The sequence below is a fragment of the Streptomyces sp. NBC_01314 genome, assembly GCF_041435215.1.
Classification (GTDB): domain Bacteria; phylum Actinomycetota; class Actinomycetes; order Streptomycetales; family Streptomycetaceae; genus Streptomyces.
Genome location: NZ_CP108394.1, coordinates 9,885,083 through 9,907,236, shown reverse-complemented (window position 1 = coordinate 9,907,236; position 22,154 = coordinate 9,885,083). Strand labels below are relative to the sequence as shown.

13 protein-coding genes are annotated in these 22,154 nt (G+C 72.4%); 8 read left to right on the top strand and 5 right to left on the bottom strand.

Annotated elements, in window-relative coordinates; all coding sequences use genetic code 11:
- Nucleotides 1–125 precede the first annotated feature (125 nt).
- The 7 genes from OG622_RS43545 (at nt 126) to OG622_RS43515 (ending at nt 8,581) form a co-directional block, all read left to right on the top strand.
- Nucleotides 126–1,271, top strand: coding sequence for a dipeptide epimerase (locus OG622_RS43545; protein WP_371582429.1), 1,146 nt, complete (start codon nt 126–128; stop codon nt 1,269–1,271).
- Nucleotides 1,255–2,517: an MFS transporter gene (locus OG622_RS43540; RefSeq protein ID WP_371582428.1), complete on the top strand. Its 1,263-nt coding sequence runs from the start codon at nt 1,255–1,257 to the stop codon at nt 2,515–2,517. Before OG622_RS43545 ends, OG622_RS43540 begins: the two co-directional genes overlap by 17 nt.
- The gene (locus tag OG622_RS43535) at nt 2,514–3,308 is read left to right on the top strand and encodes a class I SAM-dependent methyltransferase (protein WP_371582427.1); all 795 of its coding nucleotides are present in this window, start codon (nt 2,514–2,516) and stop codon (nt 3,306–3,308) included. The genes OG622_RS43540 and OG622_RS43535 overlap by 4 nt, the downstream gene beginning before the upstream one ends.
- A 56-nt stretch (nt 3,309–3,364) precedes the next feature.
- Nucleotides 3,365–4,948, top strand: coding sequence for an ABC transporter substrate-binding protein (locus OG622_RS43530; protein ID WP_371582426.1), 1,584 nt, complete (start codon nt 3,365–3,367; stop codon nt 4,946–4,948).
- A gap of 158 nt (nt 4,949–5,106) precedes the next feature.
- The gene (locus OG622_RS43525) at nt 5,107–6,051 is read left to right on the top strand and encodes an ABC transporter permease (protein ID WP_371584407.1); all 945 of its coding nucleotides are present in this window, start codon (nt 5,107–5,109) and stop codon (nt 6,049–6,051) included.
- Between the two features lie 14 nt (nt 6,052–6,065).
- Nucleotides 6,066–6,917 (top strand): ABC transporter permease, encoded by an 852-nt coding sequence (locus tag OG622_RS43520; protein WP_371584406.1) that lies wholly within the window; start codon nt 6,066–6,068, stop codon nt 6,915–6,917.
- A complete protein-coding gene (locus tag OG622_RS43515) occupies nt 6,914–8,581 on the top strand; it encodes an ABC transporter ATP-binding protein (protein ID WP_371582424.1) in 1,668 nt (555 codons plus the stop codon). The genes OG622_RS43520 and OG622_RS43515 overlap by 4 nt, the downstream gene beginning before the upstream one ends.
- Before the next feature lie 570 nt (nt 8,582–9,151).
- On the opposite strand, the gene OG622_RS43510 is transcribed toward OG622_RS43515, so the two are convergent.
- From OG622_RS43510 to OG622_RS43500, 3 genes are all read right to left on the bottom strand, one after another.
- Nucleotides 9,152–12,526, bottom strand: coding sequence for a pyruvate carboxylase (locus OG622_RS43510; protein WP_371582421.1), 3,375 nt, complete (start codon nt 12,524–12,526; stop codon nt 9,152–9,154).
- Between the two features lie 142 nt (nt 12,527–12,668).
- Nucleotides 12,669–14,393 (bottom strand): serine/threonine-protein kinase, encoded by a 1,725-nt coding sequence (locus OG622_RS43505; RefSeq protein ID WP_371582419.1) that lies wholly within the window; start codon nt 14,391–14,393, stop codon nt 12,669–12,671.
- Between the two features lie 370 nt (nt 14,394–14,763).
- Nucleotides 14,764–17,976, bottom strand: a complete 3,213-nt coding sequence (locus OG622_RS43500) for a family 78 glycoside hydrolase catalytic domain (RefSeq protein WP_371582417.1) — start codon at nt 17,974–17,976, stop codon at nt 14,764–14,766.
- Nucleotides 17,977–18,302: 326 nt separating this feature from the next.
- On the opposite strand from OG622_RS43500, the gene OG622_RS43495 reads away from it, so the two are divergent.
- Entirely contained in the window at nt 18,303–20,120 is a 1,818-nt protein-coding gene (locus OG622_RS43495; RefSeq protein ID WP_371582416.1) for a protein kinase, read from the top strand.
- Between the two features lie 27 nt (nt 20,121–20,147).
- On the opposite strand, the gene OG622_RS43490 is transcribed toward OG622_RS43495, so the two are convergent.
- Entirely contained in the window at nt 20,148–21,110 is a 963-nt protein-coding gene (locus OG622_RS43490) for a MurR/RpiR family transcriptional regulator (RefSeq protein ID WP_371582415.1), read from the bottom strand.
- 114 nt (nt 21,111–21,224) lie between these two features.
- A complete protein-coding gene (locus tag OG622_RS43485; RefSeq protein WP_371584405.1) occupies nt 21,225–22,148 on the bottom strand; it encodes an ABC transporter substrate-binding protein in 924 nt (307 codons plus the stop codon).
- Between the last annotated feature and the right edge of the window lie 6 nt (nt 22,149–22,154).

The window sequence follows — 22,154 nt, the reverse complement described above, 5'->3', positions numbered from 1 at the left end:
CGTGCAGCTTACCCGATCAGGTGGACGGTGTTTCGCCCTGGAGGCGAAATCCCGCTTCCGGCCCTGCTCCGGAGGAGTCCGATTCCTCCCAGGCCTGAAGGCCGATGCATCCTCGGAGGAACCCGGTGAAGGTCACCCAGCGCACCGTACGCCTCGAACTCGCCGAGCCGTTGCGCATCTCCCGCTCCACCATGGCCGCGCGTGACGCGGTGTGGCTGACCGTCGAGGACGACGACGGGGTGCGCGGCCACGGCGAGGCCGTCACCAGCGTCTACTACGGCCTCGACGCCGGCACCCTGGAACGCCTGTTCGCCGATGTCGCCGCGGCCCTCGTACGCTTCCGCGATCCGGAGAGCGCCTTGGAGGCGCTGCGAGGCGAGTCGGCCGCCTCTGGCTCCCCCGCGGCCATCGGCCGGAGGTCCGCCCTCCCCCCGGCCGTCACCGCCGCCGCCGAGGCCGCGCTCCTCGACCTCGTCGGGAAGCGGGCGGGCAGGCCCGTGCACCGGCTTCTCGGCGCGTCGGCCGCGCCGGTGGCCGCGACCGCCCGGACCATCGGCATCGTCTCGCCGATGCGTGCCGGGGCCGAGGCGCGCCGGCTCGCCGCGAGCGGCTTCGAGGTCGTCAAGGTGAAGGCCGGGGCCCCGGACCCGGAGGAGGACGTCGAGCGCGTACGGGTCATCCGGGACGCCGCGCCCCGGGTCCGGCTCCTCCTGGATCCCAACGGCGCCTGGACGCCGGCGCAGGCCGAGGCCCTGCTGCCGCGATTCGCGGAACTCGGGGTGGAGGCCGTCGAGCAACCACTCGCACCCGGCGATCCGGACGCCCTGGCGGCCCTCGCCGCGCGCTCGCCGTTGCCCCTCATCGCCGACGAGGACGCCGTGGGACTGGAGGACGTGCGGCGGTTGGCGGGACGGGTGCACGGAGTCAACGTCAAGCTCGCCAAGTGCGGCGGCGTCCATGCGGCACTGCGGATCGCCGAAGCGATCGAGGGCAGCGGCACCGAGCTGATGCTGGGCTGCCTCACCGCCAGCAGCCTCGGTCTCGCCCCCGCCGTCCACCTCGCGGACCGGGCCCGCTGGGTGGACCTCGACGGGCATCTCCTGCTCGCCGACGACCCGTGGACCGGGATCGGCGGCGCCGACGGGTTCGTACGCACAACCGAACTGCCGGGGCTGGGAGTTCGGCGCCGCACGACCGAAGGAGCCGAAGGAGCCGAAGGAGCCGAAGGAGCCGAAGGAACGGGAGAGATACGCCGTGCAGACGTGGCATGAGATCCGCCGCTTCCCCTTCGCCGTCCGTCTCCTCCTGGTCAACCAGCTCGGCGTCAACATCGGCTTCTATCTCCTGATCCCCTACCTCGCCACCCACCTCACCGAGAACCTGGGCATGTCGGCGGCCGTCGTCGGCATCGTCCTGGGCGTGCGGAACCTCAGCCAGCAGGGCCTGTTCATCATCGGCGGCTCCGCCTCGGACCGGCTCGGCGCGCGGGGCGTGATCATCGCCGGTTGTGCGCTGCGGACCGTCGGTTTCGGGCTGTTCGCGCTCGGCGACGGGCTGCCGGTGCTGCTGGCCGCGTCGGTGCTCAGCGGGCTCGCCGGGGCGCTGTTCAATCCGGCGGTGCGGGCGTATCTGTCGCAGGAGGCCGGGGAGCGCAAGGCGGAGGCGTTCGCGCTGTTCAACGTCTTCGCGACCACGGGAGCCCTGGTCGGGCCGCTGCTGGGCAGCGTGCTGCTGCTCGTGGACTTCCGTACGTCCGCGCTGACCGCCGCCGCGATCTTCGCGGTCCTCACCGTCGCGCAGGCGCTCGTCCTGCCCGCGCGGAAGGTCGCGCCGAGCGGCGGCGGTGTCCTCGGGGACTGGCAGGAGGTTCTCGGCAACCGGGCCTTCCTGGCGTTCGCGCTCGCCATGGTCGGCATGTTCACCCTGGAGAACCAGCTGTACCTGCTGCTGCCCGCCGGGGCACGGGAGGCCACCGGCTGGGACGGCGCGGCCGGTCTCGTCTTCCTCGTCGGAACGCTCGCCAACCTCGCGCTCCAGCTGCGCATCACCAAGGCGCTCAAGCCGCGTGGCGGCAGGGGCCGTTGGATCGGTGTGGGACTCGCCGTGACAGGTTTGGCGTTCCTGCCGCCGGCCGTGGGGGCGGGCCTCGGTGCCTCCGGGTGGTTCGCCGCCGTACCCGTCCTGCTCGGCGCGCTGCTCCTGTACCTCGGCCTCATGGTCGCCTCGCCGTTCGTGATGGAGCTGATCCCACGCTTCGGGCGCCCGGAGCTGACCGGCACGTACTTCGGGATCTTCTACGTCGTCTCGGGCATCGCCGCGGCCGTCGGCAACACCTTCGTGGGGTGGGCCATGGACGCCGGGGAGCGGAACGGCCATGCCTGGCTGCCCTGGGTGTGCTGCGCCCTGTTCGGGCTGCTCTCGGCGGCCGGTGTCGGTCGGCTGCACCGGCTGGGGGCGCTGCCCGCGGACCCCGCGGCCGTCGTCCCCACCGCAGCCGCCGAGAAGAGCAGCGCATGACGAACGGCAACCTCCTCACCGACAACCCCGAGCTGTACGAGGCCCGTTTCCCCGATCCGGGGCGGCTGGCCGGGCGTTGGGCCGAGGACTGCCTGCGGCGCCACAGGGCCGGGCCTCGGGTCCTTGACATGGGCTGCGGCACCGGGCGCGACGCCGCCCACCTGCACGGCGGCGGCCGTACGGTGACCGGCGCCGACCTCTCCGAGGCGATGCTCGCCCATGCCCGCGAGCGGCATCCCGGCCCGGTGTACGTGCGGGCCGATCTGCACGGCTTCGACCTGGGCCGGGCGGCCTTCGACGCGGTCGTCTGCCTGGACAGCTCGCTCCTCTACTGCCACACCGACACCCAGCTCGACGGCTTCCTCTCCTCCTGCCGCCAGGCGCTCGGACCCGGGGGGCTGCTGGTCGCGGAGATGCGCAACGGCGCCCACTTCCTCGGCCGTCCCGACCTCCTCGGCACCCCGGCCGTCAACACCTTCACCTGGCGGGGCACCGCCTACCGGTCCACGACCACCCTCACCGTGGACCGCGCCGCCCGACTGCTGCGCCGTATCCGTGTCTGGACCTCGGACGACGGCACGCCACCTGTCGAACAGCGGTCCGCCTGGCGGCTGTTGTTCCCGCAGGAGCTGCGTCACGTACTGGCCGCGCACGGCTTCGAGGTGCTCGAACTGCACGACGGGCCGGGCCCTCGCACCGAACCGCCCTGGCAGGACGGGCAGTTGCCGGGCCGTACGGCGGACGCGGACCGGCTGCACGTCGTCGCCCGCCTCGGCATGAGCGCCCACTGACCTCCCGCCCACGCCACCCAGCCCTCACCTCACCTCACCTCACCCAAGGAACCCTCATGCACGAAGAACTCTTCCCCGGTCTGCGCCGACGCGGCTTCCTCGCCGCCACGGGTGCCGTCACACTCGGCGGGCTCGCCCTGACGGGGTGCGGCGAGAGCGGCGGCACGGACGGCGAGGCGAGCACCGGTGACGGCGAGCCGAAGCGCGGCGGGCGGCTGCGAGCCGCGTTCGCGGGCGGCGGCGCCAGTGAGACCCTCGACCCGCACCTGGCGAGCCTGTTCGCCGACGTCGCCAGAGCCAAGGCGCTGTTCGACAAGCTCGCCGACTACGGGGCCGATCTGTCCGCGCAGCCGCGCCTCGCCACGAACTGGGAGGCGAACAAGGCCCTGGACCGCTGGCAGGTCAGCCTGCGCGAGGCCACCTTCCACGACGGCAGCCCGGTCACCGCGAAGGACGTGCTGTACAGCTACCGCCGTATCGCCGACCCGGAGAAGGCGTTCCGCGCGAAGGCGTCCCTGGAGCCCATCGACCTCGACGCGAGCCGCGCCACCGGTGCGCGGAGCATCGAGTTCGTGCTGAAGCGGCCGACCGCCGAATTCCCCAATGTGCTGGCCGCGTTCGGCGCGTACATCGTTCCCGAGGACACCGCAGACACGGACTTCGACAAGAAGCCGATCGGCTCCGGCCCCTTCCGGTTCGTGTCCTTCGCCCCCGGCCGCTCGGCCGTCTTCCGCCGCTACGACACCTACTGGGAGGGTGCCCCGCACCTCGACGAACTCGAGTTCGTCGTCGCCAACGAGGAGTCGGCCCGCGTCAACGCGCTCCTCGGCGGCCAGGTCGAGTACGCCCATGAGCTGAATCCCACCACCGCCCGCGCCCATGAGGGCAAGGGGCAGATCGAGATCGTCCGGCTGCGCAACAGCGCCATGCAGGCGTTCTGCATGAAGACCGACCGGGCGCCCTTCGACGACAAGCGGGTACGGGAGGCGTTCTTCCTGATCGCCGACCGGCAGGAACTCGTCGACGGCGCTCTGTCGGGGGCGGGCGTGGTCGGCAACGACCTCTTCGGCAAGGGCTACGAGTACTACGCCGCCGACCTCCCGCAGCGCGAACAGGACCTCGACCGCGCCCGCGCGCTGCTGAAGCAGGCCGGTGCCGAGAAGCTGAAGGTCGGCCTGGACACCTCGGCCGTGGCCGCCGGGTTCACCGAGGCGGCCGGCATCTTCCGCGACCAGGCCGCGAAGGCGGGCGTCACGATCGACGTGAAGATGGGCAGCAAGGACTCGTACTGGAGCGACATCCTCGACTCCGGCACCCTCGCCTGCTACCGCTCCGGCGCCATGCCCATCGAGGCACACATCTCGCAGCGGCTGCTCACCGACTCCACGACCAACGCCACCAAGTGGCGGCACAAGGACTTCGACGCGCTGTACCAGCAGGCGCAGTCCACGCGGGACAAGACGGAGCGGACCGCCGTCTACGAGCGGATGCAGCGCCGACTGTACGCCGAGGGCGGCTTCCTGATCTGGGGGTTCGCGGACTGGATCATCGGAACGGGCAAGACAGTGAAGGGAGTTGAGACCAAGGCCCCCGCCAACACGCTGGACTGGGCGCGGTTCGACAAGGTGTGGCTCGCGTGAATCCCAGGCAGGCCGGGCGAAGTCGTCCACGGTTCGGCCGCGCCCCGGGGAGGCGCGGGGCCGTAGCGGCATGCGACTCCGCCGGGCGCGGCCGGCCGGGTTGGCGCCGGGGACGCACGACAGCCCGTCTCGGCACCTCCCGCGGAGCGCTCGGCGGTCTGCGCTCCTTCGTCGCCCGGCGGCTGCTCCTCGGTGTCGCGCAGACCGTGGCCGTCGTGCTGCTGGTCTTCGTGCTCACCGAGGCGCTGCCGGGCGACGCCGCGGTGGCCCTGGCCGGCGACCAGCCCGACCCGGCGCGCATCGCCGCCATCCGCGAGGCGATGCACCTGGACCGGCCGGTGCACGAGCGGCTGGCCGGCTGGGCGCTCGGCCTGCTGCACGGCGACTTCGGCACCTCCCTCACCTCCGGCCGTCCGGTAGGCCGGTACATCGCCGACGGCTTCGGACCGACCCTGCTGCTCGCCTCACTCACCGTGGCCCTGCTCGTGCCGATCGGCTTCGGGCTGGGCGTGCTGGCCGCGCGTCACGAGGGCGGGCTCGTGGACCGGCTGGTCACTTCTCTGACGCTCGCCGTGTACGCGGTTCCCGAGTTCGCCCTCGGCGTGCTGCTGGTGACCGTGTTCGCGCTGCGGTGGGGCTGGCTGCCGCCGACCGCCGTCGGCTACGGCACCGACCTGCTCGCCCACCCGGCCGCGCTCGTGCTGCCCGTCCTCGTCCTGCTCGCCCGGCCGGTCTGCTCCCTCGTCCGCCTGGTCCGCGCCGGCATGGTCGACGCCCTCGCCTCCCCGTACGTCGCCCACGCCCGCCGGTACGGCGTCCCGGGCCCCCGCGTCCGCTACGCCCACGCCCTCCCGGCCGCCCTCGCCCCCGCCGCCCAGCAACTCGCCCGCACCGTCGACTGGTTGCTGTGCGGCGTCATCGTCGTGGAGGCCCTCTACGTGATCCCCGGACTCGGCACCGTCCTCCTCAACGCCGTCGCCGAACGCGATGTACCCGTCGTCCAGGGCCTGGCCGTGGTCTTCGGCGTCCTGACCGTCGTCCTCAACCTGGGCGCGGACGTGGTCGCCCGACTGCTCGCACCCCGGGCGGGGGCGGCGGCGTGACGACGGACACGGACATCGGGGCGGCCGGCACGGCTGTCATCCCTCGCACCCGGCGGCACACGGGCCGATTCGCGCTCGGCGTCGCGGTCATCGCCGTACCTCTCCTCCTCGCCCTCCTGGGACCGGTGTTCGCGGGAGAACCGGGGGCGCGAGCCACCTCCTTCACGCTCGGCGACGGGCACTGGCTCGGTACGGACTTCGTGGGCCGGGACGTGTGGCAGCAGGTGCTGCACGGCGGACGCCCGGTCGTACTGACCGCGCTCGGCGCCGGAGCGCTGGCCTATCTCGTCGCCCTGCCGGTCGGCCTCATCGCCGCGCTGACGCACCGGCGCTGGCTGGAGGAACTGCTGATGCGGCCCCTGGACGTCCTGATCGCCATCCCCTCGCTGCTGCTGATCCTGCTGGTCGCGTCCGTGTTCACCCCCGGAGCCGTCGGCCTCGCTCTCCTCGTGGCACTGGCCAACGTGCCGGACGCGGCCCGCCTCGTGCGCGCCGCCGCCACGGAGGCCGCCAGCCGGCCGGTCGTCGAGGCGCTCCGCCTCCAGGGCGAGACCTGGTGGCGTACCGCCGTCGGCTATGTCGGCCGCACCATCCTGCGCACCCTCGGCGCCGACGCGGGCACCCGGCTGACCGGTGTGCTGTACCTGGTCGCCACGGCCGCGTTCCTCGGGGTCGGGGTGGCCCCGGACGCCGCCGACTGGGCCGTGATGGTCGACCGCAACCGCACAGGCCTGTTCGTGCAGCCGTGGGCCGTGGTCGTCCCCGCCCTGCTGATCATCGCGCTGACCACGGGCACGAATCTCCTCTTCGACGCCGCGCTGGAGAAGCCCGGCCGCCGCCGGGGACGGAAGGAGCGACGCCCGTGAAGCGGCACGACCACGAGGCCGCCCGGGCCGTCTCGGTGCCCCTGGCCGAGATCACCGACCTGCGGGTCGAGGCGGGCGGCCGGGCGATCGTCGACGGCCTGTCCCTGCGGGTGCTGCCCGGCAGGGTGACCGCGCTGGTGGGCGCCTCGGGCAGCGGGAAGACGACCACCGGGCTGGCGCTGCTCGGCGAGTTCCCGGCGGGCGCACGCGTCAGCGGCGAGATCCACGTGGCGTCGGACGGCCTCGTCGGGTACGTGCCTCAGCATCCGGCGGCCGTGCTCAACCCGGCCCGCAGGATCAGCGCCCTCCTCACCGACATCGCCCGGACGCAGGTACGTCATCTGCCGCGCGGCAAACGCCGGGCAGCCGTGCGCGAACGCGTACTCCACGCTCTGGCCGACGCCCAACTCCCGGATGGCGCACCCTTGTTGCGCCGCTATCCGCACCAGCTCTCCGGCGGCCAGCAGCAACGCGTCGTCCTCGCCCAGGCCCTCCTGCTCGGCGCCCGGGTCATCGTCGCCGACGAACCCACCACCGGCCAGGACGCGTTGACCAAGAGCCGAGTCGTCGCGCAGTTGGCGGCTGTCGCGGCGCGCGGCATCGCGGTCGTCCTGCTCAGCCACGACCTCGACGTCGTCCGCGCGCTCGCCGACGAGGTCCATGTCATGCGGGCGGGGCTTGTCGTGGAGTCGGGTCCCACCGAGCGGGTGTGGGAGGCGCCCCGGCACGAGTGGACCCGTCAACTCCTCGCCGCACAAACGTCGTTCACGGAGTCGGCGATGCCGACGATGCCGACGGAGAGAGAAGTGGAGGCGGAGGTGGACGCGAACACGGCCACGGACACGGGATCCCACGACCGGGGCACCCTGGCGACCACCGCGCCCGTGCTGCGCGTACGCGATCTCACCGCCCGCCACCGCGACGGCTCACGCGGCACACCGGTGATCGTGCGTGCACCCCAACTCGACTTGCGAGCAGGGGAGTTGCTGGCCGTGGTCGGGCGCTCGGGCAGTGGCAAGACCACGCTCGCCCGCTGCCTCGCCGGGCTCCACCGTGACCACGAGGGTGAGATCCTCCTCGACGGCACTCCCCTGCCGCGCAGCCTGCGCCACCGCAGTCGGGGGCAGTTGGCGGCGGTGCAGTACGTCTTCCAGGACGCCCGCGCCGCCTTCGACGAGCACCGCCCCGTCCTGGGCCAGGTCGCCCGTACGGCGGTCCGGCTGCGCGGCGTCGACAACCGCGGCGCCGAGGCCGAGGCGCTGACCACCCTGACACGCCTCGGCCTCCCCCCGGAACTGGTGCGCCGACTCCCCGCCCAGCTCTCCGGCGGCGAACTCCAGCGCGCCGCCCTGGCCCGCGCTCTCCTCGCCCGCCCCCGCGTCCTGATCTGCGACGAGATCACCTCGGGCCTGGACACGGTCACCCGGCGCGGCATCCTCGACGTCCTCACGGGGCTGCTCGGCGACGGGGAGGGTGCCGGACCGGCTCTCGTCCTGATCACCCACGACCTGGACACCGCCGCCGTCGCCCACCGCATCGCGGTCATGGACGCCGGGGAACTGGTCGAACAGGGTCCCGCCCGGCAGCTCCTCACCGCACCGCAGCACGCCTTCACGGCCTCGCTCATATCCACGACACGGTGGTCGGGCAGAGCCTCGCGCTGAAACCGGGGGATCGAGAGCGACCAAGGGGGCGGCGGCGGGAGCGCGAGAAGACCGCCGCCTGTACGTCAACTCACCGATGCCCATCGAGGTCGACCGCCGGCTCGGCGTCGGCAATCTCCGCGTCACGAAGGTCACCGACAGGACGTGGTGCTGCCAGGCGGCCAGGTCCACGTACAGACCCGGCTCGATCAGTTCGTCGCCGTCGCGGTCGTACGTCCGGCCCCGTGAGCAGGTCGAGTGTCCGCGTGGGTCCAGGTCCAGGCGAGCAGGGCTCGGTGGGTGTCATCGTCCGGCCGGCCGGGGTCAGGGCCCGCCATTCGCCCGCGCGTACGTCGGCCGCGGCCGACAGCAGACGGGCGTAGAAGTCGCGCAGCGCCTCGTCGGCGGGTTCGTGCGGGCGACGGGGCGTCAGTGCGGGTCGGCCAGGGAGGTACCGGCGCCGTCAGGGCCGCCTCGGAGGGGTCGGGACAGGCCGCGATGACAGAGGACGGTGCGGATACGGGCGGCGCTGTTCCGGTCGGCCGGACCGGGGTCGGTCCGGCCGACCGGAGCAGCGCCACCCACGGAGGATCAGACGATCTCGGCCAGCAGATCGCCGCCCTCCACCTGCTGGATCTTGTTGATGGCCAGGCGGGACACCCGTCCGGCCTTCGAGACGGTGATGGTGGCCTCCATCTTCATCGCCTCGATGGTGGCGACCGTCGCGCCGGCCGCGACCTCGTCGCCCTCGGCGACCGCGAGGGTGACCACACCGGCGAACGGGGCGGCGACATGGCCGGAGTTGGAACGGTCGGCCTTCTCCGTGACGGGAATGTCGGAGGAGGCGGCCTTGTCGCGGATCTGGATCGGCCGCAGTTGGCCGTTCAGGGTGGACATCACCGTGCGCATACCGCGTTCGTCTGCCTCGCCGACGGCCTCCAGACCGATGAGGAGCCGCACGCCGGGCTCCAGGTCGACGGCGTACTCCTTGCCGGGGCCGAGGCCGTAGAAGAAGTCCTTGCTGTCGAGGACGCTGGTGTCGCCGTAGGTCTGACGGTGGGTCTCGAACTCGCGGGTCGGGCCGGGGAACAGCAGCCGGTTGAGGGTGGCGCGCCGGTCCTTCTCCAGTCCGGCACGGTCCTCGGCGTTCAGCTCCTGGACGGGCTTGGCGTCGGCGCGGCCCTGGAGGGCCTTGCTGCGGAACGGCTCGGGCCAGCCGCCGGGCGGGGTGCCCAGCTCGCCGCGCAGGAAGCCGATGACGGAGTCGGGGATGTCGAACCGGTCCGGCGTGGCCTCGAAGTCGGCGGGTGTCACTCCGGCGCCGACGAGGTGCAGGGCGAGGTCGCCGACCACCTTGGAGGAGGGAGTGACCTTCACCAGGTGGCCGAGGATGCGGTCGGCGGCGGTGTACATCGCCTCGATGTCCTCGAAGCGGTCGCCGAGGCCGAGCGCGACGGCCTGGGTGCGGAGGTTGGAGAGCTGGCCGCCGGGGATCTCGTGGTCGTAGACCCGCCCGGTGGGCGAGGCGAGGCCCGCCTCGAAGGGGGCGTAGATCCTGCGGACGCTCTCCCAGTAGGGCTCCAGGTCGCCGACGGCCCGCAGGTCGAGGCCGGTGGGGCGGTCGGAGTAGTCCGTCGCGGCCACGATCGCCGACAGTGACGGCTGCGAGGTGGTGCCCGCCATGGACGCCACGGCCCCGTCGACGGCGTCGGCACCGGCCTGGATCGCGGCGAGGTAGGTGGCGAGCTGGCCGCCGGCCGTGTCGTGGGTGTGGATGTGCACCGGCAGGTCGAACTCGCGGCGAAGGGCGGTGACGAGCTTGGTGGCGGCGGGGGCGCGCAGCAGTCCCGCCATGTCCTTGACGGCCAGGACGTGGGCGCCCGCCTCGACGATCTGCTCGGCCAGCCGGAGGTAGTAGTCGAGCGTGTAGAGCTGCTCGGCGGGGTTGGAGAGATCGGAGGTGTAGCAGAGGGCGACCTCGGCGACGGCCGTTCCGGTGGCTCGTACGGCGTCGATGGCGGGCCGCATCTGGCCCACGTCGTTGAGCGCGTCGAAGATCCGGAAGATGTCGATGCCGGTCTCGGTGGCCTCCTGGACGAAGGCGTCGGTGACCTCCGTCGGGTACGGCGTGTAGCCGACGGTGTTGCGGCCGCGCAGCAGCATCTGGAGGCAGATGTTGGGCGCGGCGGCGCGGAAGGCGGCCAGGCGCTCCCAGGGGTCCTCGGCGAGGAAGCGGAGCGCGACGTCGTAGGTGGCGCCGCCCCAGCACTCCAGGGAGAGCAGCTGCGGCAGGGTCCGGGCGACCACGGGGGCGACGGCGAGCATGTCCTTCGTCCGGACCCGGGTGGCGAGCAGCGACTGGTGGGCGTCGCGGAACGTGGTGTCGGTGACGCCGATGGTCGGCGACTCGCGCAGCCAGCGGGCGAAGCCCTCCGGACCGAGTTCGACGAGCTTCTGCTTCGAGCCGGCCGGGGGTTCGGTGACGGTGGGCCGCGGCAGCTTGGTGGACGGGTCGATCAGGTCGGGTCGCGCGCCGTTCGGCTTGTTCACGGTCACGTCGGCCAGATAGGTGAGCAGCTTGGTGCCACGGTCGGCCGAGTGGCGGGAGGTGAGCAGGTGCGGGCGCTGCTCGATGAACGAGGTGGTGACGTTGCCGGACTGGAAGTCGGGGTCGTCGAGGACGGCCTGCAGGAACGGGATGTTCGTGGCGACGCCCCGGATACGGAACTCGGCGACCGCGCGGCGGGCCCGGTTGACGGCGGTGGTGAAGTCCCGGCCCCGGCAGGTCAGTTTGACCAGCATGGAGTCGAAGTGGGCGCTGATCTCCGTACCGGCGTGCGTGGTGCCGCCGTCGAGCCGGATGCCGGAGCCGCCGGGCGAGCGGTAGGCGCTGATGCGGCCGGTGTCCGGGCGGAAACCGTTCGCCGGGTCCTCGGTGGTGATACGGCACTGGAGCGCGGCGCCGCGCAGGGTGACGGTCTCCTGGGACAGCCCGAGGTCGGCGAGGGTGGCTCCGGCGGCGATCCGCAGCTGGGACTGCACGAGGTCGACGTCGGTGACCTCCTCGGTGACCGTGTGCTCGACCTGGATCCGGGGGTTCATCTCGATGAAGACGTGGTTGCCCTCGCGGTCGAGAAGGAACTCGACGGTGCCCGCGTTGCGGTAGCCGATCTCGCGGGCGAACCGTACGGCGTCGGCGCAGATCCGGTCACGCAGGGCCGGGTCGAGGTTCGGGGCCGGGGCCAGCTCGATGACCTTCTGGTGGCGGCGCTGCACCGAACAGTCGCGTTCGAAGAGGTGGATGACGTTGCCGTGCCCGTCGGCGAGGATCTGTACCTCGATGTGGCGGGGCTCGACGACGGCCTTCTCCAGGAAGACGGTGGGGTCGCCGAACGCGGAGGCGGCCTCGCGGGACGCCGCCTCGATGGACTCACGCAGCGTGGCGGGGTCCTGGACGCGGCGCATACCGCGTCCACCGCCGCCGGCGACGGCCTTGACGAAGACGGGGAAGCCGATGTCGTCGGCGGCGCGGACCAGTGCGTCGACGTCGTTGGAGGGCTCGGAGGAGCCGAGGACCGGTACGCCCGCGGCGCGGGCGGCGGCCACCGCGCGCGCCTTGTTGCCCGTCAGCTCCAGGATGTGCGCGCTGGGGCCGACGAACGTGATGCCGGCCTCCTCGCACGCCCGGGCCAGCTCGGGGTTCTCGGACAGGAACCCGTAACCCGGATAGACGGCGTCGGCGCCCGCCAGCCGCGCGGCGCGCATGATCTCCTCGACAGAGAGATACGCCCGCACGGGGTGTCCCGGTTCGCCGATCTCGTAGGCCTCGTCGGCCTTGAGCCGGTGCAGCGAGTTGCGGTCCTCGTGGGGGAAGACGGCGACCGTCCGCGCGCCCACTTCGTAGCCTGCGCGGAACGCGCGGATCGCGATCTCGCCGCGGTTGGCGACCAGTACCTTGCGGAGCATTCCGGATCCCTTCGGCCTGCCTGGTGAGGAACACCATGGTCGCGGCAATGCGGCCGGCGTGCCATGAGAGTCCCATCACTGACAGGTGATCGGAGGTCTGGCCTACGTGACGGGTCGTGCGGCCCGCGTGCCCGCACTCCGGTCACCCCCGCACCGCGAACTGGCTCCCCGTCTTCTCGCCGTCGTCCGTGACCGCCGCGGCCACGCAGCGGAAGACACGCAGCCCCTTGTCCCACTCCGCCGCCGACGGCGGAATGATGTCGACGTTCCACTCGTCCGCGACGGCACGGCCGTCGGCGGTCATCGTCGCGGCCATGACCTTCTGCGAGCAGAGCGCCTTGACGTCCGGATGCTTGATCAGGTCCCGCGCGTTGTTCGTCATGCCGTCCTCCGGCAGCGGCGCGATCGCGAAGGTCTCCCACACGTGCTTGGTCTGGCAGTCCGCACGGCTGACGGTGACGATGCCGGAGACGTCGAGGATGCCGCTCCAGCACTCCGGGGTCGCGACGCACCGGCCGCCCACGCCGTCGACGTCCGTCGCGGGGCAGTTCTCCGTCGTGGTCGCCACCCCGAGCCCCGAGGTGCCCTTGCCCTCGGCGGTGGCGCCGGTGGACGGCGAGGCGGCAGAGGAGGAGCCGCCCCCACCACCGTCGTCCGTGTCGCCGCCCCAGTTCGTCACCACGGTGACCGACACGCTCACGGAGACGGCCACGGCCGCGAGTACGGCGATCACCGCCGGCCGACGCCGCGCCGCCCCCTTCCGCCCACCGTCGCCATCGCCACCGGGCCCGGGCCCCGGAACCACGGTGGTACCACCCGTCCCGCCCGCCCCGGGAACCACGGTCGTACCGCCCCCGCCCGGCGGCACGGCCCCGTACGGCGGCATCGTCGTGGGCGGCACGGCCCCGTACGGCGGCATCGTCGTGGGCGGCGCGGCCCCGTACGGCGGCATCGTCGTCATGCCGGGCGCCGGGCCGAAGCCGCCATCGCCTCCCGCTCCACCGCCACCTCCCGCTCCGTCACCGAGGCCTCGCAGGTCCACGGTGTCGAGGTCGACGGCGGCGAGGGCGTCGCGGAACGCGCCCGCGTCGGACAGGCGGTGGGCGGGGTCGCCCGCGAGGGCGTACCGGAGCGCCGAGTTGAAGGCGGGCGGCAGTCCGGGGAGGTCGGCGTACGGCCAGGTGTGGCGCACGATCAGTTCGGCGAGGCTGAGCTGGGTGCCGTCCTCCGGGTAGTGCGGCGGGCGGCCGCACAGCAGGGCGTAGACGGTCGCGGCCAGGGAGTACACATCGCCGGCCGGGCTGGGGTCCGCCATGCGGAAGGCCTCGGGCGGCGCGTACGCGGGGGTCAGCGCCTCCCGGGTCACGGACAGTTCGCGTCCCGGCTGCGGCATGGCGGCGAGGCCGAAGTCGGTCAGGGCGACGCCCCCGTACCGGTTGACCATGACGTTGCCGGGCTTGATGTCGCGGTGCAGCACCCCGGCGGCGTGGGCGGCGGCCACCGCGTCGGCGAGGCCCACACCGATGTCGCGTGCATCCTTGGCCGGGAGCGCGCCCTGCCGGTGCAGCCGGTCGCCCAGGGAGCCGCCGGGGCACAGTTCCAGCACCATGTAGGGGCGGTTGTCGGCGAGGACCCCGGCGTCGTACACCGGAACCACATGGGGGTGCCCGGACAGTTGCCCGGCGGCCGTGACCTCGCGCATGAAGCGCTGCCGGTCGCGCGGTGTGGACAGCACCCTGCTGTCCACCTTCAGCGCGACCTCCCGGCCCACGGCCAGCTGCCGGGCCCGGTACACCGTGGCGAATCCGCCTTGGCCCAGGACTTCGTCGATCTCGTAACCGGGCAGGTCCGTTCTTCCGGGCCCCATGGCGTCGTACCCCCAGCGCACAGCCCCGACCAGGACGTCCGACCGAGGTGAGCCGAGACTCTAGCCGAGCCCGGTGACACCGGAACGCCGGGTTCGTCCACCTGCGCCGGACAGGCCCTGCGCCAGGGGCCCCGGGTCGCCTTCGAGGACGGTCCGGGCATCGGAGGGCGGTCCCAGAGGGCTCGTTGGCGAGGTCGACGATCGGGAGGGGGTGCCGGCGGAGCGGGTGGGTCGGGCGGCTGGTCCGGTGTCCGGCCTGGCCGCTTCGCTGCCGGCCGCGCACGGGAGTGCCGCCGATGTGGACGCGCCCGCCCCGCGGTGAGGACCCCACGGGGCGGGTGTTGAGGATCGCTCAGCTGATCAGAGACGCTCAGGAGGTCTTGCGTCGCACCTCCGTCGTGCCGGAGCCGATCGGGCCGATCCGCAGCACCGTGCCCGTGAGGTCGGTGAACGACTCGACCTTCGCGCTTCCCTCCCCGCGCGGCGTGACCGCCTTCACCCGGTACGCCTTCGGGGCGGCGTCCCCGATCTCCACCTCCAGCACGGCACGGGAGTTCGGCGGCAGGGTCACCACTGTGGTGTGCGTGTCCCCGGAGCGGCGCACCTGGACCGAGACGGGCCCGCGCAGGGAGGGCACCGTACCGTCGACCTCGGTCAGCGACCCGGTCCTGGGCCGGATCCGGAACCCGGCCGCGCCGGGTTCGCTGACCTGCACGCCGAGGATGTGCCGGGCCACGGCGTTGGCCGGCGCGGACGCCCAGGCGTGCGAGAGCGTCATGTTGGACTTCAGCGCGGGGTCCCACGCCTCCGTGACGATGGTCGCCTTGAGCGCGTCCAGCATGTGCAGCCACGAGTTGGTGGCCGTGGAGGTGAGCAGGGCGAGGGCGGCGTCGGAGCGGCCCAGCCGGAACAGCGCGTCGAGCAGGAACTGCGACCCGTACACGCTCACCTTCATGCCACCCGCCGCCAGGGTGTCGCCCAGCCTGGCCAGCACCTCCTTGTCCAGTGCGTCGGCGACACCCAGCGCCACCGGGAAGGCGGTCGCGTGCTGGGCGCTGTGGGTGGTGCCGACGCCGTCGAGGAAGCGCCCGCCCGCACTGTCGAGGAGGGTGGCGCGCATGGCGGTGGCGAGGGTTTCGGCCCTGCCGTGCAGGGTGGTCGCGTCGGCGTCCTTGCCGAGGGCCGCGGCGCACTCGGCGAGCGCCGCGAAGGCCGCGTACTGGAAGGCGTTGACGACCGTGTTGACGTTGGTGAAGACATACCCGTCACGGCTGGCGGTGGGCCAGTCGACGAGATCGCCGAGGTCCTGGCTGGTGCTGCCGGGTGCCTTGCGGACCAGGCCCGCGGAGTCCAGGTACGAGGTGAGGTTCTTCGCGGTCAGCAGGTCGTAGTCCTTGGCGAGCTGCCGGTCGTCGCCCGTGGCGAGATAGTCCTCCCACGCGGAGATCGCGCACATCAGCCGGTACTCGGTGGGCCAGGTGCCCTTGCGGACCAGATAGTCGTTCGACCAGCGGGCGAGAGCGTACGAGCGCTGCACGCCGTACTCGGAGAGCTGGTTGATCAGCGCGTCACCCTCGTACGGGCCGCGTTCGCGGGTGGGCGTGTCCGTGTAGAGGTCGCCGCGCGTGGCCTCGATGGAGTAGCGGCACAGCTCCCAGACCCGGTCCAGGTCGGCGTCCGAGCTGCGGAACGAGGCGTGCGAGTCGTCCCAGTCGAGCTTCCAGGCGCGACCGGTGACGACCGCGTCCGACAGGTCCAGCGTGGTGCGCAGTTCGGCCCAGCGGAAGCCGCGGTAGCCCCAGTGCTCGAAGCGCTGCTCGCCGTCCCGCAGGGTCCAGACCTCGCGGTAGGTGTTGGTGGCGCGCAGCTGGTACTTGACCGTGCCGTCCGGGTTCAGCTCCTCGCCGAGCCGCACGTCGACGGTGTCGCCCGCGGCGCCGGTGACCTCCAGGGCCAGCCCGCCGACGATCTCCCGGCCGAGGTCGACCAGCCAGCGTCCTTCGGCGACCCGCGTGACCGAGGCGGGGGTGGCGTCGTGCGGCCGTATCGCCTCGATCAGCGCGGGGACGAGACCGTCGATCGCCGTACGGACGACCGGCTCGAACCAGTCGCCGTCGTCGAAGCCGGGCTTCGTCCAGCCCACCGGCTCGCGGCGCAGGTCCCAGTACTCCTGCGGAACGGTGAAGTAGCTGCTGCCCGCACTGCCCTTCGACGGCAGCAGCCCGGCCTGGCGGCGCGCCTTCCAGTGGTCGCCGGAGGCGACGGTCGACCGGCTGCCGTCGGTGTACGTGACCTCCAGTTGGGCCAGGAACTTCTGCTGCGAGGTGGTCCAGCACAGCGCGGACAGCGCGTTGGCCTTCCCGTCCGCCCGCAGCGTGGAGGTCACGTCGAAGGCCTGGTAGGCGGTGCCGGTGCCGGAGCGGACGGAGGCGTAGCCGACCGTCGTGCCGTTGCTGCACACCTTCGCGACGTACTGCCGGGCCGGATCGGGCGAGGTGGCCGCCACGTAGAGGACCGCCGCCGCTATCTCCTTGCCGGCCTTCGTGTCGTACTCGTGGCGCAGCAGCGCCCAGGTGTCGTCGGCCCCGTAGGAGGAGAGCGAGGAGGCGCCGGTCGGGAAGGTGAGGACGTCGCCGGAGACCGTGCCGGTGGCGAAGGTGCCCTTGTCGGAGGCGAAGTCGTCGTCGAGGAGGACCGTGCCGTCGGCGGCAGTGAAGGTGACCCGGTCGTAGGTCTGGGACTCGGTGCCGCCGTTGCGCAGGCCGACGTTGCCGGAGGCGTAGCGGCTGTCGGTGGTGGTGTCCACGACGGTGCCGTTGACCGTGGTGGTGAAGGTGGCGCCCGCCGTGGTGACGCTCAGGTCCACCCACTCCCCGGCGGTGACCGCGAACGGCAGCCTCACCTCGCCGAGCACGGTGTACGTGCCGTTCACGCAGACGTGCTTGCGCAGCACACCGGTGGTGCCCGCGCGCAGCTGCCACATGTAGTTGTTGGCGGTGTTCGTGGCCCGGAACCACAGTCCGGCCGCCACGGCGGTGATCTTCACGCGGACGGTGAAGGTGCCGTCGGTCATCACCGGCCCGGCCGGCACCCAGATCGGCTTCGCCTCCCACTCGTCCTCGACCGACGTGGCCAGCAGGACAGGCTCCGACCATGCCGAACGCTTGTTGACCCAGCTTCTGACCCGCCACCAGTAGGCCGTACGGGGCTTCAGCGCCGGTCCGCCGTACGGTACGGCCGTGGAGTCGGCGGAGTCCCGCTTCCCGGAGTCCCACACCAACTGGTCGTCGTCCTCGAACCCGCCCGGGGTGGCCGCCAGTTGGAGCTGGTAGGCGCGCTGCACGGTGCCCTCACGGAGGTCCGGCACCTGCCAGCTGAAGCGAGGGTTCTGCCCGGCGTTCGTACCGAGCGCCCGCGGCAGCAGATCCGTGAGCATCCCGGTCGGCGCGGGCGTCGTCGTCGCGGCCGCGGCCATGTCCACCGGGCCGTCGGCGGCGGCTGCCTGGGGCCCGGACAGGACGACGGCGGTGGCCGCGATGCCACCGAACTGGAGAAGTCGTCGCCGTGAGAAGTCCTGCGCCATGGTGCGTACCTTCGGTCGATGGGTTCGGTCCGTGAGAATCGCATCATGAAAGGTTTCAACGCGATTGCCCGGAGGTTAGAGTTCCGCGTCGAATCCGGTCAATAGGTGGGGCGTAAGTGATTCCTGAGAAATGAAACGTTTTAATCAGCTTCTTGTGGCGCTCGGCCGGGCAGGGGCGGGTCGGCCTCCCCGGGTGGAGCCTCTCGCGGAGCGGAAGTGACCGAAACCCGGAATGCGCGCCCCCGCTGAGTTAGCCTCAACTCCTTGGGCGCGAACTGACGTACGCCAAAAGTCTTTTCGGGGGTGTTGTGTCAGACCAGCGGCCGGTGCCGCCATCATCGACGGCGGACAGAGCTCCGGCGCTGCGACAGGCCGGTGCTCTTCCTCTGCGCCCCGGCGACCCGGACCGTATCGGTCCCTATGTGCCACTGGGGCTGCTCGGCAGCGGTGGAATGGGGCGTGTCTATCTGGCGCGCCCCGCGGACGGCGGGCCCGACCTCGTCGCGGTGAAGGTGATCAGGCCCGAGTACGCGGAGGACATCCAATTCCGTCGGCGGTTCGAGCAGGAGGCGTCGGTGCACAGCCGGGTGCGCACGCCGCGCATGCCGCGCCTGGCCGGCACGGGCTTCCGGGACGAACTGCTGTGGATGGCCACCGAGTATCTGCCGGGGCTCGATCTTTCGGTCGCCGTGCAGGAGGACGGCCCCCTGCCGGCCGTCGCCGTCCGGCGGCTGCTGGCGGAGCTGGGGCAGGCCCTCGCCGACCTCTCCGCCGCGGGGATCGTGCACCGGGACCTGAAGCCGTCCAACGTCCTGCTGTCCGCCCGGGGCGCGCACGTCATCGACTTCGGTATCGCGAAGGCCGCCGACGCGAGCGCGATCACCAGCACGGGCAACCGGGTCGGCACCCCGGCCTACATGTCTCCGGAGTATCTGCGGACAGGCACGTGCGACACGGCCTCGGACATCTTCTCCCTGGCCTGCACCCTGGTCTTCGCGGCCACCGGCAGCGCCCCGTTCGGCGACGGCACCGGCGTCGACGTCATGCACCGGGTGGCGTTCGAGGAACCCAACCCGGAGGTGCTCGCCGAGATCGCGACGGCCGACGCCGGACTCGCCGCGCTGCTCTCCGCCTGTCTGGCCAAGGAGCCCGGACAGCGGCCGACGCCGGGACTGCTGATCGAGGCGGCCGGGCCCGACACCGCGGGCTTCGAGGTGGCCGGACCCGAATTCTTGGACGCCGAGGCTGCCGTACCGGCCGGGGTTTTCGCCTGGCCCGAACCGCTGGCCGGCAGAGTGCTCGCCCGGCAGCGGGCGAGCGAGACGCTGCGCCGCGTCCCCCTCGAACAGCCCGGCCCCGCACCGTTGCGGAAGGCGGCATCGCCCGCCGCCGACGTACCGCCGAGTCCGTCCGCCGACGCTTCGGCACAGCCGTTGCATCCGACGCCGCCCCGCACCCGGACCCGGACCCGCCGCAAGCGGGTGCTGATCGGCGCCGCGGGTCTGGCTCTGTGCATGACGGCCGCCGGTGTCGCCGCCCTCACCCTCCGCGGCCCCTCCACCGCCACGGCCTCGCCGCAGAGGGGTACGACGGCCTCCGCCGACGCCCTGCCCGGCGGCGCGGCCTCGGTGTCGGCGACCGCGGGCTCGAACGGTGCGGGCGCCGCCCCGGACGGCGGCTCGGAGGCGGCGGAGGTGTCCGGCAAGGACGAGCGGGCCTCGGCCGACGGCGGCACCCCGCGCCCCGACACATCGGCTTCCGGGTCCGGTTCCGGTTCCGGCACGGCCGACGACGACCCGGACACGGATTCCTCCGCTCCCGCCCCCGGGACCAGCGCGCCCACCGAGACCACGCCCACTCCGACCGAAGCGCCCACCGAGCCCGGGACCCCGGCCTGGCTCACGGACTGCACGTACTACTACGGCAACGGACTCACCCGCCCGGGGAGCAGCGGCCCACGCGTCATGCAGGTGCAGTGCATGCTGTCCAAGCGCGGCTACAGCCTCGGGGGCGGCGGCGTGGACGGCGAGTTCGACTCCGGGACGCAGGCCGCGGTGCAGAGCTTCCAGCAGGACAAGGGGCTGCTCATCACCGACGGTGTCGTACGTCCGCGGGTCTGGAAGGCGTTGCGCTCCACGGAGTGAGGTGGGCGGCCCGCACAGCCGTGCCGGTCAGTCGACGAACAGTCCACGCGCCGCGGCCCGCGCGTCGAACTCCTCCAGGTGGGCCTGGGCGTCCGGGAGGGCGTCGCACATCGCCTCCAGGAGGACCTGGCCCAGCAGCATGGGGGCGCCGACGGTGTCGAAGACCAGGCCGGTGCCCACCGCGGCGGGCAGCAGCAGGTCGCTGTGGGCGGCGACCGGGGCGAAGGTCCCGTCGGCGACCGTCACCACCGTCAGGCCCGCGGCACGGGCGTGGGCGAGGGCGTCGAGGAGTTCGCGCGGGTGGCGGGGCAGCGCGAAGCACAGCAGCGCGCTCGCCCCGGCCTGCCGGGCCGCGTCGATGCGGTCGGCGAGCAGTGAGCCGCCCTCGTCGAGCAGCCGTACGTCGGTGTGGACCTTCGCCGCGAAGTAGGCGAAGCCGCGGGCCTGGGCGGCGGAGGCGCGCAGCCCGAGCACCGGCAGCGGCCGGGAGGCTGCGAGCAGACGGCCCGCGCGTTCCACGGGTTCGGGGTTCGTGAGCAGGGACGCCAGGTGCCGCAGATTGTCGATCTCGGCCTGCACGGCGCGCTGGTACGGGTTGGCCGACCGTCCGTCGAAGCCGTGACCGGTGGGGGCGACCGCCCGCAGGTGGGCGCGTAGGGCCGGATAGCCGTCGAAGCCGAGAGCGACCGCGAAGCGGGTCACCGACGGCTGGCTGACACCGGCCAGGTGGGCCAGTCCCACGCTCGACAGATAGGGCACGTCGGCCGCCTGCCGGACCAGGCAGTGCGCGATGCGGCGCTGGGTCGGGGTGAGCCGACGGCCTTCGAAGAGCTGCTGCAGCCGCGCGGCCGCGCCGACTCCGCCCGGCCCGTCGCCACCGGCCCCATCGGATCTCACGGTGCCGACACCGCGCGGCCCGTCGCTACCGACCCCATCAGGTCTCACCGTGCCCACACCGCCCGGCCCGTCGGTGCCGACAGCGTCCGTCATCTGGTCTCCCGGCCGGTCATCGTGTTCGGTCCCCGTCCCCCTGCCCGGCGGGGTGGTCGGTGTGCGGTGCCGGGCAGGAGCGGGGGCGGACGGTGTGGGCATGGCCGAGAAAGGTCAGCCCGCGATGCCGGCGGACGTCAGCCAGTCCTTGGCGACGGTGTCGGCGTCCTCTTTGTCGTTGACGAGCTTCTTCATCATCTCCAGCAGGTCCTCGGTGGTGAGCTTGGCGGAGACGGCGTTGAGCGCCTCCTTCGCCTTGTCGTTCACCGCGTCCTTGTAGACGAGAGGCGTGACGTTCTGCGAGGCGAAGAGGTTCTTCGGGTCCTCCAGGACCACCAGCTTGTCCGCGACGATGGCAGGGTCGGTGGTGTAAAGGTTGGCGGCCTGCACCTTGTCGTCCTTCAGCAGCTTCACCAGCGTGCTCTGGGCACCCGCGTCGAGCGGCTGGAACTTCCCGAAGTCCACGCCGTAGACCTTCTTCAGGCCCACGCCGCCCTGCGTGCGGGTCTTGAACTCCGACCCGGCCCCGATCGTCATGTCCCCGGCGACCGGCTTGAGGTCGGCGAGCGTCTTGAGGTTGTACTTGGCGGCCGTCTCGGCGGTGACCGTCACCGAGTCCTTGTCCTCGGCCGCGGCGGAGTCGAGGATCTCCACCGACGACGGCAGCTTCTCCTTCAGTTCGGCGTTGATGTCCTCGGTGCTGGTCGCGGTGCTGTTCTTGTCGACCGCCACTGTCAGCAGGGCGCCGTTGTACTCGGGGAAGACACTGATGCCGCCCTTGACCACCTGGTCGTAGTAGACCTCGCGAGCGCCGATGTCGAACTTCCGGGTCACCTTCAGGCCCTTGCCCTCCAGTGCCTGCGCGTAGATCTCGGCGAGCAGTTGGTTCTCGGGGAAGTTGGCCGAGCCGACGACGACGGCGTTGCCCGCGCCGCCGCCGCTGTCACCGCCCAGCGGATTGTCGTCGCTGTCACCGCCGCCGCCGCAGGCGGTCAGCGTGAGTGCGGTGATGAGGCCGAACGCGGCGCCTCGGTACATGCCTCG